The organism is uncultured Haliea sp., from assembly GCF_963973825.1.
In the GTDB taxonomy this organism is placed as follows: Bacteria; Pseudomonadota; Gammaproteobacteria; order Pseudomonadales; family Halieaceae; genus Haliea.
Genome location: NZ_CAXBAE010000008.1, coordinates 105042 through 119881, shown reverse-complemented (window position 1 = coordinate 119881; position 14840 = coordinate 105042). Strand labels below are relative to the sequence as shown.

Annotated in this window: 10 protein-coding genes; 4 read left to right on the top strand and 6 right to left on the bottom strand. The window is 53.1% G+C overall.

From position 1 onward, the window contains the following. Window positions 1-21: 21 nt before the first annotated feature. The gene (gene pth, locus AACZ17_RS11030) at window positions 22-1848 is read right to left on the bottom strand and encodes an aminoacyl-tRNA hydrolase (RefSeq protein WP_290745936.1); all 1827 of its coding nucleotides are present in this window, start codon (window positions 1846-1848) and stop codon (window positions 22-24) included. A 421-nt stretch (window positions 1849-2269) separates the two neighbouring features. Between pth and AACZ17_RS11025 the strand changes: the two genes are divergently transcribed. The 4 genes from AACZ17_RS11025 (at window position 2270) to AACZ17_RS11010 (ending at window position 6883) form a co-directional block, all read left to right on the top strand. Next, window positions 2270-3160, top strand: a complete 891-nt coding sequence (locus AACZ17_RS11025) for a polysaccharide deacetylase family protein (protein ID WP_290745933.1) — start codon at window positions 2270-2272, stop codon at window positions 3158-3160. 179 nt (window positions 3161-3339) lie between these two features. Continuing rightward, the gene (locus tag AACZ17_RS11020; RefSeq protein ID WP_290745930.1) at window positions 3340-4314 is read left to right on the top strand and encodes a sugar-transfer associated ATP-grasp domain-containing protein; all 975 of its coding nucleotides are present in this window, start codon (window positions 3340-3342) and stop codon (window positions 4312-4314) included. Window positions 4315-4505: 191 nt separating this feature from the next. Next, window positions 4506-5684: a hypothetical protein gene (locus AACZ17_RS11015; protein ID WP_290745926.1), complete on the top strand. Its 1179-nt coding sequence runs from the start codon at window positions 4506-4508 to the stop codon at window positions 5682-5684. Between the two features lie 32 nt (window positions 5685-5716). Next, complete coding sequence (locus AACZ17_RS11010) at window positions 5717-6883, top strand: sugar-transfer associated ATP-grasp domain-containing protein (protein ID WP_290745923.1); 1167 nt, start codon at window positions 5717-5719, stop codon at window positions 6881-6883. Between the two features lie 110 nt (window positions 6884-6993). On the opposite strand, the gene AACZ17_RS11005 is transcribed toward AACZ17_RS11010, so the two are convergent. From AACZ17_RS11005 to AACZ17_RS10985, 5 genes are all read right to left on the bottom strand, one after another. Continuing rightward, window positions 6994-8166 (bottom strand): hypothetical protein, encoded by a 1173-nt coding sequence (locus AACZ17_RS11005; RefSeq protein WP_290745919.1) that lies wholly within the window; start codon window positions 8164-8166, stop codon window positions 6994-6996. 170 nt (window positions 8167-8336) lie between these two features. Continuing rightward, window positions 8337-10652: a hypothetical protein gene (locus AACZ17_RS11000; protein WP_290745916.1), complete on the bottom strand. Its 2316-nt coding sequence runs from the start codon at window positions 10650-10652 to the stop codon at window positions 8337-8339. Window positions 10653-11003: 351 nt separating this feature from the next. Next, a complete protein-coding gene (locus AACZ17_RS10995; protein WP_290745913.1) occupies window positions 11004-11972 on the bottom strand; it encodes a polysaccharide deacetylase family protein in 969 nt (322 codons plus the stop codon). Continuing rightward, window positions 11965-13461, bottom strand: a complete 1497-nt coding sequence (locus tag AACZ17_RS10990) for a lipopolysaccharide biosynthesis protein (RefSeq protein ID WP_339638251.1) — start codon at window positions 13459-13461, stop codon at window positions 11965-11967. The genes AACZ17_RS10995 and AACZ17_RS10990 overlap by 8 nt, the downstream gene beginning before the upstream one ends. A gap of 22 nt (window positions 13462-13483) precedes the next feature. Next, complete coding sequence (locus AACZ17_RS10985; protein ID WP_290745906.1) at window positions 13484-14809, bottom strand: putative O-glycosylation ligase, exosortase A system-associated; 1326 nt, start codon at window positions 14807-14809, stop codon at window positions 13484-13486. Between the last annotated feature and the right edge of the window lie 31 nt (window positions 14810-14840).

Below are 14840 nucleotides of genomic sequence, written 5' to 3'. Positions count from 1 at the left end.
CACCTATATCAAATCGATGCCCTAAACAGGCAGTCGCTCTAAGCCGGTATTAAAAGCTGCCACAAGCTGCTCCTTGTCAGAGAGGCTCTGGCGCAACTGTGATAGGCTCTTGCGGACGTCACCCTGGGGGCGCACTCCCAGCCATATTCGGCAAAAATTTTGCGTCCCTCTCACTCTGATAATAGACCGAACTCCGAGGTGACCGCCATCGCCACCGTCTTGACGTACTCTCATTGTGCCCACCTCGAGATCTATGTCGTCATAAATCACCATAATACGAGACAAGTCTTCGGATCCGAGCATACGAAGAATAGCGTTGCCAGAATGATTGATGGTTCCAGTCGGCTTTACCAATACAACGCATTCCCCCTCCAGCAGCCCTTCGGCGACTTGTCCTGCGGCTGTCCACTGCCAAGTCAGGCCCTGCTGCCGAGCCAATGCATCCAGAGCGAGATGACCGGCATTGTGCCGAGTGAATCGATATTTATCTCCGCTGTTACCAAGCCCCACCAGGATGAGACGCCCCATACCTACGGGAATGATTGGTAGCGACTCATCAGGGTTATCAACGGAAGCTAATGGGTTGTCAATGCCGGCACGGTTGAAATCGTAAAGCCTCGGGCAAAGTGTGCAAAATTCGGCCTTGCCACACCGAACCTCCCAGCAAGCGATAGGATCCTCCCGGTCAGCAATCAATCTCAAGAGATGATCCACGCGGGACGACCCCTTGAGCAGGACCAGGTCCCCCTGGCGCAGAATACCGCTCAGATACCGCGCCGCCTGACGCAACTCGCTGAAGCCTTGTAAGCGCTCCTGCTGCTCTTTGGTAGCTCGCCTGGTAGCTCGATAAGCATTAGTCCCAACGAAAATGACTTGATCGGCAATCGCCAGTGCCTTCTCCGCTACCCTCGGGTAGAGCTTGGAGGGTGACCGAGAGTAATCCGAAAGCGTGCCGATCACCATTATTTTGCGCGGAGCTACCGCATCCCGCATGAAAGACATCGGGGCATCCAGTGACCAAACTGGTGCCTTCCAGTCATCTCTGATAAAGGTAACGCCATCTCGGCACGTCACGAGCTGCATGCGGCCCTCACTAGGCTCTAGAGTTTGGAGATTGGCAATAGCCAGAGGTAACGCCATACCCGCAGCCAGCGCTACAGCGAGAGCACAGAGCGCGGACAGAGCGAGGTGCTCGCCATACAACCGGGTGGGAACGATAAACTGCTCCCCGCCGTATGCGACCCGCAAGGTCAGTGGCTGAGGCCACGCTGATTGGCACTCCAACAATTGCAGAGTAGCACCCTGATCTCGCCCCACCCAGATTACTTTGCCGCCCCACTCCTCTCCCCGCCGCCGCAGAAGAGGATCATCGATATTGAGAATTGCCGTGCCGTCCTTTGGCAACGCATTGACAAGTCGGAACTTCTCGTTGGCAATCTGCTCGAGCCCAAAATCAGACCGGGCATGCTCTCGCTGAAACAGCGTGACAACGGCAATACGTGGTTTAAACAACCTGAGGGGCCAGTCCATTGCGTGAGGCTTGCCACCCGATATTTCCACTACTGCGTAACGATCTTTGCGGCGAGTCGATGCCACGGTTCCGGCCACCATTACCGCATCGTTGGACGATTGCTGCGTCTTGGTGACCGCCCCCAGACAGGAAAGTATACCGGCGCTAAGATCCTTGGTAGTGGTCTTGCCGGCGCTTCCGGTGATGGCGACAAATTCCACCGTGCCCGGCAGAGGCCTTTTCACCAGCGCGAGGCCCAAGGATGTAGCGATCTCCGCCCGCCAGCGAAGACTGGCAACGAAAGCCAGAATTCGATTAGTCAAAGCGGTCATGGTCATATGTCAGATTTCCTGTGCTATCGCAAAGGTTTTTGACTTCCGCGAAATGCTGCAGAATCGGCTGTTTACCCGAGCAATTCATCGATCTGCGATTGAACCATGGCGTCCAGTGCGGGCTGGAGATGATCCAATCCTTAAGACAGCTTCAAGAGGCTGAGGACTAAAAGGCGTCTATTATTGCACGAAAGTACTTCAGTGAGGTCAAATTCAAGCTCGCAATGGGAGGCGACCTGCGCAAAAATGGTTGCATGGGTAAACAACAATATCGGATGGCTTTAGGAATTTGAAACACATCATACTCGCTCTCGCAAGATTTATTGGGCTTTTTTCCCTCAGCAGGCTGGTCACCGCCAATCGGGTAAGGATACTCGCTTACCACGGAATATGGATGGGTACAGGCCACTTCGGAAATTTTCTGTTTATGAGCAAATGCAAATTCCAGCGGAGGATGGAGCTTCTCAAGGAGTTGGGCTACCCCGTAATCACACTCACTGAGGCTTTGGAAAAACACCAAAGCGGCGAACTACCCAAGGGCGCAACCGTTATCACTATCGATGACGGCTGGCAGAGCACGTATGAGCACATGCTCCCAGTACTACAAGCACTCAACTACCCTGCGACAGTTTATCTAACGACTTATTATTGCTTCAACCAATTACCTGTTATTGACGTTGCACTGCAATACTCCATTCATCAGATCGACCCAAAACGATACCCTTTAATCCATGTTCCAGAATATGGACTTGGACCGCTGCCCACTCGTACCCATACCGAGAAAAAGCAAGTGCTGGCGATCGCTTCTAAAATCTTAGCAAGCCTCGACAGCGATTCTGCGAAGCAGTTGTTTTTGCGATCCTTATGCCAACAAACGGGGTTGGACTATGAAGGTCTGGCGGCAGACCGCCTGTTTCATCTTATGACCCCGATGGAAGTAAAGGAGACGGCAGAGTCAGGCATCGCTGTGGAGTTGCACACTCACCATCACAGAATCACACACAACGACGAAGATTGCCTGGAACATGAGCTTGCAATCAATAGTGAGCGTATTCAGGCAATCACAGGGCGCGTCCCCACCCACTTTTGCTATCCCAGCGGACGATTTTCACCCGAAATCTGGCCAACCCTTAGAAGAACAGGCATCGCTTCGGCAACAACCACGGATATCGGGCTTGTGAACAGTCAGTCTGAAAGGTATGCGCTGCCACGGATTCTGGATGGGCAGAACGTTTCGGAGCTCGAATTCGAGGCTGAGATGAGTGGTTTCATGGAACTGATTCGCCACGCGCGAAATCTTTTTAGATCTCCCGCGTGACCAATACAGGGAAGGCCTCCGTTGAGGCACTACAGCTTAAGAACCACCATGAGAATACTAAATTGGCAACTAACTCAAAGCAGACATCGACCGCGACGCTCGCTGACATAGTACGCCAGACACTACGGCGATCGAGGGAAGGCCACTTGCCTGCCTACCGACAGGTCGCGGAAATGATCGTGTTGCGTCTCGTCTATGGCTTGGGTCCAAGACACTACCACATCGCGCGATACTGGCGCAGGGGGCTACCCTGGGCATTCAAAACAGGCTTTTGGACTTACAAGAAATTTCGCCGTTTTGTAAGCAAGCTGAACCCGCCCGCGTACCAAAAGATCTCGCAAAATAAGATTAGCGAAAAAGGCGTTTTAGAGCTTCTGAAAATACCGACTCCCAGGTTCCTTGGTCATCTTCATGCGCAACTCGGCGTAGCAAAAACCGGGGCGCGCTTGATCAACGATAAAGATTTGACTGAGTTATTGTTCACCTATCCACAGGTAGACCGGCTGTGCTTCAAGTTAGTGGAAGGCTATGGGGGCGAGGGCTTTCGCGCGGTGAGAGTGGTAAGGGAAGAGACATTGACCTTCCGGCTACTTGACACGGATGAGCCGGTAGATATTCCCAGGTTTATCGACGAATTTCTGCAGCTCGGATCAGGGACTGACTACATCATTGAAGAATATCTTCAGCAACACCCAGAACTTGCACACTTTAACGCTTCTAGCGTCAATACCCTGAGAATCTGGGCAGCCAGTACAGGTGGCAAAGGAACTTTCCTCGGGGCCTTCCTTCGGATTGGCAGACACGGAAGCCTGGTCGACAATACGAGCCAAGGTGCTCTCGCGTTTCCTGTCGATATAGATTCCGGTGAGATAGGTCCAGGGGTGATCAAAAACATTTGGAACGAAACTTTCGAGTTCCACAAGGATTCAGGAGTGCCAATCACCGGGGAAAAAATACCATTTTGGGGCGAGGCCGTGGGTCTGGCGATACGCGCGGTCGCAGCCTTTCCTCGCCTGCAATTTGCTGGCGTAGATATTGCGATCACAGCTGATGGGCCCGTAGTTATTGAGCTCAATGTAGAACCGGACCCCGCATCCGCCATAGTCTTCGATCGACCTCATCGAGATATTTTCAGCCAGTTCGACGTATCTTGAGATAGTATCAAATAGTTCATGTTGTGCATTTTCTTACGCAACCGTAGAGCCAGTGGCTAGCAATCGGCTATTCTACTAACTAGTCACGGGTGAGAGTTGCGCGTAGATGACTGTACGCCCCCCGCTAAGGCCAGACCGTAACCGAAATAGTGGAAAGCGGCCTTTAGCCACGTAAAACGGAGCGGTACTCAATGAATAGAATAGTTATTGATAACTACCACCATGTGGTAATTGACGGCCTGCGTATCATGACCGCAACCGTTGATGGTGAGAGCGTTCAATTCGAATTCCCCGAAAACATCTACATCCGCTCCATAGGAGATGCCTACATCGCAATAACATTGCTAGAAGCGATGGCAATGAACAGGGACATTCAGGTAGAAGAGTCCATCCCCGTAAGCAACGGCTTGTTGAACCGAATTTCGACTCTGCAGGATATTTACTGTTGTTGGAACAAGGGCCTGAAAAGGGTCAAAGTCATTGCCTCAAGTGCGATAGCTGCTCCAAATAACAAAGGCTCTGCTACATTCTTCTCCGCCGGAGTTGACGGTAGCTATACACTTCTCAAGCATTTCGATGAGATTAGCCATTTGATAATTCTCAACAGCTTTGAAGGCTGGCGAAGTCCACAAGAGTGGCCTGCGTTTCTGGACAAACAACGAGCATTTTGTTCAGCACAGGGAAAACAAATTCTGGAGGTATCCGGAAACTTTCGAGACTACGCTGAGAAGAGAAAAATATCACACCACTTCCAGCATGGTCTCGAACTGGGTGGCATTGCAAGTGCATTGGGCTTTGATTCTACATACATTCCTTCCTCATTCACCGCAGATCAATTGTTTCCTTGGGGCAGTCACCCCCTTACTGATCTTTTGTGGGGAGGCTCGGAGACCGAGGTTATCCACCACGGCTTTGAGTTCAGCAGAACTGAAAAGACGGCGGCATTGGCCGAAAATCAAGCCTTACTCGACAACTTGCAGGTGTGTTGGGCGAGGCTTGATGGGAATTGCGGGAATTGTCCCAAATGTCTGCGCACTATGCTCACCTTGAAGTTGCTAGGTATTCGTTCAAACAACCTTCCAGAGTTGGAAGCCTTTTCAAGAGCTGCTGAGATGCCAATTGGAAGCATCGCCGCCGTCCCGTTTGCCACCGACATCATGGAACTGGCAACCGCAATGGGAGAACATGCCCTAGCTAAGATGTTTTACAAAAAAATACGACGTTTCCATATTAAGCAACATAGCTCGGAGCTCTTCAATTTAGTGACCGGCAACCGATTGAAATCACTTTATCATCGCGTACAAAATACAAAATGGACCGACGCTCGGGTGACAATGACAACAACAAACGTCAACCAGAATAGCAAATAGAACCGTTTTGGTTATCTGAGGGCACACTGACTATGCCTAAAAAATATATAAACAAGATACGCGAAGTGTTCGAGATGGCAAAAGAGGTGCGAAAGCAGACTGGTCGCAACTACGTCAGTCAGACCCGCGACATATTCAAGCTTTGCCGAGCCAATGCAACATGCAGAATATGGGACTACTACAAACTTGGAATTTATCAACACAAGAATCTAAATGCCCGACTTGCTCGATCATACTTGGGCTATACATCGCTGGCGGCCACTAGCGAGGCACTTAATCCCAGGCATGCCGTGACAGCGGCTTGGGACAAGTTGGTGTTCGACATGATTGCTCAGCTTCACGATTTGCCAACGGCGAGGAATGTAGCAGTTTTCAAGCCTGGAAGCTCTTTACCCAAATATATTCCTCATCCACTACATACGCGAGAAAGCCTAGTTAGCTTCCTGTCCACTCCTTCCTCATACCCCTTGTTCATTAAGCCAGTTCATGCTCAACAGAATATTGGGGGCTATTATCTCAACAACTACAATCAGACGAGCGGCAAGGTGTCCGTCGGAACAAGCTCTGAAATGACGTTAGAGCAACTGATCGACACTACCATTGATTTGCAGAGCCCCATGTACGACAGAGGCGCCGGGTACCTATTCCAGACACCAATTACACAGCACGCCCTTCTGACATCAATGTCAGGGACTAGCGCTCCATCGGGACTGCGTTTCATAGTGCTACAAGACCAACGCTCTTCGGCCCCCACCATCCATCGCTGTATCATGAAGCTCGTTCGTCCAGGAAACTACAGCGACAATTTCCATGGTGGTAGCCGGGGCAACATGGTTGCCCGTATCGACCCAGCAACAGGTGCATTGTCTCACGCTGTTACTGGGTATTGGCCATTTGCCGAGATCCTCCAGCATCACCCCACAACTGGATATCACCTGCCTGACCTGAAAATACCCATGTGGTCGAAGATAGTAGATACAGTATTAAAGGCTTCCCGTGTCTTTGCGACCATGAAGATTCTCCACTGGGATGTGATGGTTGGGCCAGAGGGCCCTGTGTTGCTTGAGCTGAATGACCTGGGTGGCACGAGCTTCGTACAACTCCATGGCACAGGATTCATGGACGATGTCATGACTGACTTCATGCGCCGCAACGGAAAACTTAAGAATCACAAAGACATACGACGCCTAATCGGATAATAATTGCTCGCCAATGCTTCAGTCTAGTACCAGCTCTTTCCGCCCGCAAGTCGTCTGGTGCTTCAAAACGGAGTGACCAGAAACAAAATGCCGGATCTCTGCCGTAGTACTTACCTGCGGAAAAAGTCGAAGGCCGCACGCCAATATACGGCGCGGTCACGCGGAAACCACAGATCGGCGTGACATCGAGGGTTCAGTGACCATAGCACGAACTCAAATATAGTTCTGAGCCGATCACTCCAACGTGACTCATCACTCCTGAGCAGGGACAGCACATGGCCGATATCAGCCGGGAACAGATATCGACAACGAATACCTTGTGGAGGCGGCCCTAGCGCTGAACCAATAGAGCCAAAAAATGCATCTGCCTGTAAGCGAGGGAAATCTTTTCCCGCATAAAGATCGAGATGCAAATAGCCCCAGTAACGTGCATTTATCTCAATAAACCAGAAGCGATCAGAGTCCGGGTCCCACTTATACTCCATCATCGCCACACCCTCCCAGCCTAGCAACTCCATCTTCCGCTTGGCATCTTCGAGAAGAGACTGGTGCCAGAACGTCTCACGTAATGACATCATCCCTCCATGGAAAGGATTCATATGAATACCTAAAGTCATGCTTTCGGCGCGAAACTCCCCACGGTGCCGCCACAAACTGACACCCACCTTCCGCCCCGGAGCATGCCCTTGGCAAATAACGGCCTGATAGTTTGGCAAAAGTTCGGCCACGGCATCCAGGGTTTCAGCGATAGAAAGACATCGGCGTACCACTGCCTTGCCGACCTTGCCCAGCCCCTTGCCCGCATCACCTTTGACATAGAAAGGCGATGCCTCCGACTGCAAGGACGACTCAAGTGCCTCTAGCTCATGCGCACCTGTGAGGACAGCAGAAAAGGGTAGATTGTATGCACCATCGGGATGGGCACGCAGGATCGCATCGCTATCGACCTTACTCATGCAACCCTCCCAGACATACTTAGGAACCGCATCAGGTAACAGCGGCACAAAGCGCTCATAGCAATCACGAACGGCATGAAGGAAGCCTTCGCTTGGCACGATCATGTCAATCCGTCGTTCGCTGATATAGTCTTCCAACCAGCTTGCAAAGTCTCCACTGGAATACGGTGGATGCACAGCGACATCCTGGGCATAGTGTGAATGCAAGCCAAGGGCGCGGCCTGATGTTGCACAGGCAGTGACAGAATAGCCTGCCCGCCCGAGAGAGCGAATTACACCCAGCATCCCAACGGCGTGGGCGTCCATCACGAGAATACGTTTGCTCATTACCTAAGCTTCCTTACGCTCATCGCCAGTTACAGCGCATATCGAGGCGCCTGCTTGCGATACCTTCCACGCGATGCATCGCGATGAAAGTGAGTGAGCTGCCTACCCTTCTCTTCCAAAAGCTGGCGCGAGAAAAGCACTGACGAAACCATCGCCGCGTTCCTAGCACGCTACTCCAAAGCCCCCGCCCCAGAGTCCAACCACTCCGCGAGGGTGCGCAGCTCGATAGCCGTTATGCTCACCGGATGATTCAGACCAAAATCGATGTCATCAGGATATGTCGTATCAGTGCGCCCGTCAGTGCGTTGATTCGCAGCCTTCCAGTAGAGCAGGCTCTCACGGGCAAACATCGAGTTGACGTACTTACTGGTATAGGGTCGCTGGATACCCCAGCGACGACGCTCGTTATCTGACTCGCGCATAAGCACCCGCTTATCTTCCGGCACTGATGCCTGAAACTGGTCCCACACCAGAGCGTCGTAATCCATGAGCGGCAAGTCCGCGACATGGCAAGTTTGACAGCGGCGCTCGAAGATCGGCTTTATATCGCGTGCGTAGGTAGGCACGGGTCTGGAGTCTAGCAACACCTCAGCTTGGGCGGTGAAGGCGAGCGATTCCTCGTAGGATCTTCCGGATTTGGAGTGCAAGTGACAACCGGTGCACACGCGCTTTTCTCCGGGGCGCAGGGATTGCGGTACCTGATCCCGCTTGATTACCCGCCCCATTCTGTCCAACCCGGCCATAACGTAAGGCGTATCACAGGGCAATTCCACCTTGAAGGATTTATCACGCAACAAGGGGACGTCACCCAGAAGGCGCAATTGGTTACCAATAGAGTTCTTGAAAGCCCGCCGCTCCTTCTTGTTTGGCAGCACCTCCCAGAAGCGGATAGCCGCCAATTCCGAGTGCGGCAAGCCGTGGACCTCGCCACCATTATTGGCCATGGATTTATAATTCTTGTTGAATGCATAGGGCCTGGATGCGGAGGTCTCCGCGGTCCCCGCGTCACTGCTAGCCAACTGGCAACTACCGTCATTGGTATAGCGCAAATCCGGCGCATCTGGTGCCGATCGAGCTACGACCACTCTTGCACCAAACTCGTGCCACTCCTCACGGTCCACCACACGCACCATATCGGACATCTGGCGGGAAGGAATCCGAGTGGTGTGATACACACCCACATCACAACCACGTTGGTGGGGCTGTTCAGCCACTCGCTCTTGGAAGCTTTTCACTGTGCCGGAAACGTTCGTACAGAACCCCCGCCCTACTGTCAACAACAGTTGATTGCCAGGCATGCCTTCTGGATAGCCAATCTTTCCCTGGTAGAGGCCATCCTGCTTCACGGAGGGCTCATCATTGGACTTTGACCAGTTCGCGACATTGTAGAGATTACGCGGCAAGAACTCAGGAAGCGCACCCTCGACCCCGACCGGCTCGGGGGTCCAGCAGAAGACATCGCCAAGCCCGAGATTGTTGCCGCGATAGTAATTACTCACACATATATCACTGTTGTAACGCTGCCCAAGAAAATGGAGTGCCTTCATAGTCTTGGTACGCCCGGAGGCCGACTTAAACGTATTCCTATGGGCTCCCAGCAGTGCGTGCATATCACCACCCCGAACATCCATATCCATCACCAGCCACATATTGTCTAGAGTGCCCGGCCAGTTGATGCTGCCGTTTGTACTGCCGTAAGCCAGATTGTGGCTTAGCCAATGAGAACTATAGGCTATCCGTCCATTTCGTAGGACATACGGATGCATCGCCGTAGTGACTTCGTGCGGGCTTATATTGACCGCATTGCCCCCTTGCTCGTCAGCGATGTAAAGCTGAGTCTCCACTCTGCGATTCGGGGTAATACCGTCTAGCCACGGCTCGCGGAAGCGCGCTCGGGAAGAAGCAAAAAGAATGCGACCGTCCGGAAGCCAGGCAGGGCTAACATCAAAAACTCCCGCCTCGTGCTTGAGCGGCGTCACTTTGCCAGTTGCAATGTCAACGACATGCAGGCGGGCTTCAGTGGCCTGGTCGAGCCATCTGTTAGGTAGCGTCGTACCATCCCAACTTGCATTCTTGAGGCGCTTCCCCCAATAGACGGAGAACAAGATTCGCCGACCATCGAAAGACACCATAGGGTCCAAGGGTACACAAGGATCATTGCGCAGAACGCAGTCATACAGGATGCGCTCGCCACCATCCGCGTCCCGATAAATCAGCTGGCCCGGCGCATTGAAGCCCTCGAACACATGGCGTGAGTCTGGTAGGCGATCCCACACATCCGGGCTGTGCAAGGTATAAGGCTCGTCGTTTTTCAGCTCTACCTGATGACGGCCGATAGTGCGAGGCACTCGCACGTAGACGATCGCCTCCTCCAGGTTGCCTTCGTAGACAGGTTCGTCCTCGATAGGCGCTCTGGGGCCTGATGCCTCAGGTGCCTGTGTGGCAAGCTCGCCTACCGTGCCGGGCGGTGGCCGGGATGCACCCACGCTGGACGGCGAGGGTACTTGCGCAGGGCCGGGATCCACGGACACCTCGCCTCCCATCCGGATCCGGACGAACTCCTCCCAAAGCGCAGCACCAGGGCCTGTGTACCGCTCAATATGGATGTCCTGCCCATGGGATGGCACTACCACAGCCGCGTAAAGCACTGAAGCAGCGATACTGCCCGTGATAAATCCTGAAAAGGTACTGCCAAAACGCATACGATACTCTGTTTTCCCGCCGAGCAAAGCGACGTATAGAGGACTCCACAGTATGCGGAGATTACGTTACAGGATAGCCTATCTGGGGCACCACTACGAACCTTGTTCCCCGGCGGTAAACAGCTGAGCGTAGGCTCAGCTCTCAGTACCCCGGCGCATGTTCAGGGCCATACGCAGCAGATATCTGGCGGCGGATTTATCCCAGGGAGTAAAGCGCGGTAGTTGCAACACATCTGTGTCGGGGGTGGAGACCCCCCAGTTCGTAGCCACAGCCAATTCAAACCCCGCCTCTCTGACTAACAACACATGCTCATCGGTATAGTCAGTTCCTCGGCGTCCGTTGGGATATGCAAAGGTGCGCAGAGGGGCGTCTAACAGGCCTTCCAGCTGAGCCTTGCCGCTCTGAATTTGTTCCCGTGCCTGCTCCACCGTAAGTTGCGCCAGTATGGGATGTGACACAGTGTGGCCCCCGATTTCCACGCCGCTGTTGTGCAGTACCCGCAATTGCGCTGAGGTCAACATCAAGTCATCTGGCAAGGGCCCCACACGGGCAGCAACACAAGAGGCAATTTCATCGCGACGCACCAAGTCGAGATACTTCCCCTCTCGAATAATCGCATGGGCAGTTCTACGGCGCTGATCCTGGTTGCTGGTGTCGTACCGGGGTAATCCGATCTCCGCCAGGTCCAGCTCTGGCTGGTCGTAAACCCGCAAGGCTTCGACAATCGTGTCGTTCCACATGCGGCCACCATCGAGGTAACCACTGGCCACGAAAACCGTGGCAGGCAAGCCATGGCGCTGCAGAACTGGCAGGGCTACTGTGGCATTGTCAGCATAGCCATCATCGAAAGTGATACAAGCGGCACGCGGTGGCAGGCGTCCTTTGCGCAACAGACGCACAGCTTCATGAAGAGGCAATACATTGAAGTGCCGACTCAGCAGTTGCATCTGCCAGTCAAACTCCTCCGCCGTGGGCTCAGCTGGGCGCATCCAGTCCCGCCGGGGCAGCACTCGATGATAAATCAGTATCGACAGACGTTGCCGCCGTGCGAGCCCAGCCAGCGTAAGTCCGGCGCGGAAAGCCAGCTGCTGCAAGTCAGCCATGGGGACTACCCCCGGGCAACAGGAAACTCAGCAGGCCGGTTCGAGTGTGCACGAGGCGCACCAATTGCATTTCCGGCCCTTCCGGGCGAGACTCCAATACCCACAAAAACCCAAGCACCAGAAAGAAGCAAATCCCGCCCACGGCCACCGCAGCAAACAGCTGGGCCAATTGCCAAGGCATCGGCTCCCCCACCCAGTGTGCGGGAAACAACCCATTTACCAGCAGAAACATGGCCAATGCCGCCAGCCCTGGCTTGTAGAGAATGTACACTACTCGCCTCAGCCCCAGCCCCATATTGCGACGCAACACCAGATAGGCCACCACCAGCACCAGAGACAGCGTGGCAAAGGTCGCGTAGGCGACACCGAGTACGCCATAGACTGGTAAAAACAGGTTCAGAAAGATCACCATCAGGGTCAGGCGCACCACGATAATCGACGTGGCCCAGCGAATGCGGCCCAGCGCTATCAGAACGTTATTGGTACTGGACATCATGATCATCAACAAGGTTGCAAGTGCCAGCCATTTCACTAGAGGCACGATGTGGATCCACTTGGCACCGAGCAGGGTCGGCACCAGCAGATGCGCTACCGAAAAAATGCCTACGGCCATGACAAAGCCAAGAATCATCAAGGGGCCCATCACGTCACAGAAAACATTCAACAGTCGGGCGGGATCCTTGTTGACCCTCGCGTACCCGGGAAACGCGGCTCGATTGATGGGTTCTGCCATTTCCCGCAGCAGCTGTCCGGTTTCCTTCGCCATCGACAATGAGCCAACTGCAGCGACGCCCGCCACGCGCGACACCATGAAATTCTCGATATGCCGATTGAAGAAGTTGAGAACATTATTCACCTGCAGCCAAGCAGAAAACGAAAACAGCTCGTGCCAGTAGTCAAGGCGGAACCGGGGTCTGAAGGGCTGCATGATATAACTGAGCAACACCAGCATCACTGACGTAGACAACAAGCCATACAGCATCGCCCAGTAACTTCTTAGCAGAAAGGCCAAAGGGACCGCAACGAAAAACCCGGTCAGCTTGATCGAGAGCTGGAAACGAAACTCCCGATCAAAGGTCATGTGCTTCTGGAAATTGATAATGCCCACGTTCTTGACCCCATCAATCAGAAACAGGAGACACATGAAGCGCAGTACCGAGACCAGTTCAGGCTCTTTGAGCAGGTCGGCGGCTAACGGGGCAAACAGATACAGCAGGCAAGAACTCACCAGCGAGAACAGAAAATGCAAAGTCCAGGCGGTATGGTAGTGAAGGTCGGTGGCGTCCTGGTTTTGAATCAGTGCTGTACCAAAGCCGAATGCCCTGATCAGCTCGACAAATGCGTAAACCGACATCGCCAAAGCATATACGCCAAAATCCGACGGCGTCAGCAGACGCGCAAGAATGAGCGTACTAACCACACTAATGGAACGGCTGACCAGGCGAATGGACAGGGTCCATAAGGCGCCTTTGGCAATGGACTTGCCCACCCCACGGCGTGTATGCGTTGACTCATCCAAGGCTGCGTTGCTCCCGAGTCGGAACCCGATCCAAACCAAGTAGTGACTGCCGCTGTAATGTCATCACCGCAACTATGCCCAGAACGGCATACAACAGGTCAAAGTAAGCGAGGCTTACATTAGCGCCTGTAATTCCGTAACCAATAAGCGACAAGGTCAAGGCGTTGGCAAGCTGCCGATACCAAAGCACCTCGTGTTTTTTACCCAGGCTCGCGTTCTTCATATTACTGAATAGCGCCAATGCGAGGAACATCAGGAAAATGAAAAGCCCGGGGAAGCCGTGATCCCCTAACACCTGAAAATAAATATTGTGGGCCGCCTTCGAGCCGCTGGCTTCCGGAATGGGAGGCGTATAAACCGGCGAAAAGTTCGGTGTGTCAGGGGCGTAAAAATTCCATATCGGGGGATCCAACACAGCACGAAACCCACCACCGGTCAGCGGGTGATCAAGCGCAATCAGCGTCGATATTTTCCATGCCCAAAGCCTGCCAATAAAGGAGCTATCTTCCTCGGCGGCTGTCGCAATAGTCGCCTGGCGCTCACGCCAATCTTCGGGTGCACTTTGGTACAGCACTGGCAACATCGCAAACGCTAGAACCACGAATACTCCCTTGTGTCGCGACTTTAGCCAGAAAGCGAACGCCAGAATAGCCAAACCGATAAAGCCCCCGCGGGAACCGGTTCCAACAATGCTGACTATGTTCAGAGCCACCATCCCCCAAAGGCCTAGCCTAACCATTTTATGCTCGGTTACCTGCGCAAGATAAACGATGAGGGGTATGCACATATTGATAGCTACCGCCAAGTCATTGCGATCCGCGATAATCCCTGCTCTGCCAACAATTCTATGGCCACCACCGGAAAGGACGAATTTTACTGCCTCCATAGCCGCATAAGCGGAGATTCCGAGCACAATAGTCCACACCAACACCTCAAGATGTAGTTTCTTACGAACTATCAGGGTTATGAAGAAAAACAACAGGAGAACTTTGACAAACTGGTTCCAGTAGGCCCACACATTTTCCGAAACAGAGTTCAGATTGAACACTGTACTAACTAGAGTCCAACATCCGAACGCCAATACCCAAAAACCAATGGCATTGACTCTGAACTCCTTTCGCTTATCCACAAAGAGATAAGACAGCATAGTTACCAGCACGATGGTAAGGTTCAACCTGAAACTCTGGGAGAACCCGAACGCCCAATTCACCGGCGCAATTAAAGCGATCCACGTCCAGGCCGCCACCCCGATGTAAGGCCGACGGAAGGAAAAATAAATAGCTACAAACAGGAAGCCTACCAACAGTAGGTCACGCATCAGTCATCATCCTGTCGATCCGCCCACCAGA

Excerpts from the sequence above, each read along its gene's own strand:
- pth (WP_290745936.1), bottom strand. The coding sequence starts at position 1,848 with ATGACCATGACCGCTTTGACTAATCGAATTCTGGCTTTCGTTGCCAGT.
- AACZ17_RS11025 (WP_290745933.1), top strand. The coding sequence starts at position 2,270 with ATGAGCAAATGCAAATTCCAGCGGAGGATGGAGCTTCTCAAGGAGTTG.
- AACZ17_RS11015 (WP_290745926.1), top strand. The coding sequence starts at position 4,506 with ATGAATAGAATAGTTATTGATAACTACCACCATGTGGTAATTGACGGC.
- AACZ17_RS11010 (WP_290745923.1), top strand. The coding sequence starts at position 5,717 with ATGCCTAAAAAATATATAAACAAGATACGCGAAGTGTTCGAGATGGCA.
- AACZ17_RS11005 (WP_290745919.1), bottom strand. The coding sequence starts at position 8,166 with ATGAGCAAACGTATTCTCGTGATGGACGCCCACGCCGTTGGGATGCTG.
- AACZ17_RS10995 (WP_290745913.1), bottom strand. The coding sequence starts at position 11,972 with ATGGCTGACTTGCAGCAGCTGGCTTTCCGCGCCGGACTTACGCTGGCT.
- AACZ17_RS10985 (WP_290745906.1), bottom strand. The coding sequence starts at position 14,809 with ATGCGTGACCTACTGTTGGTAGGCTTCCTGTTTGTAGCTATTTATTTT.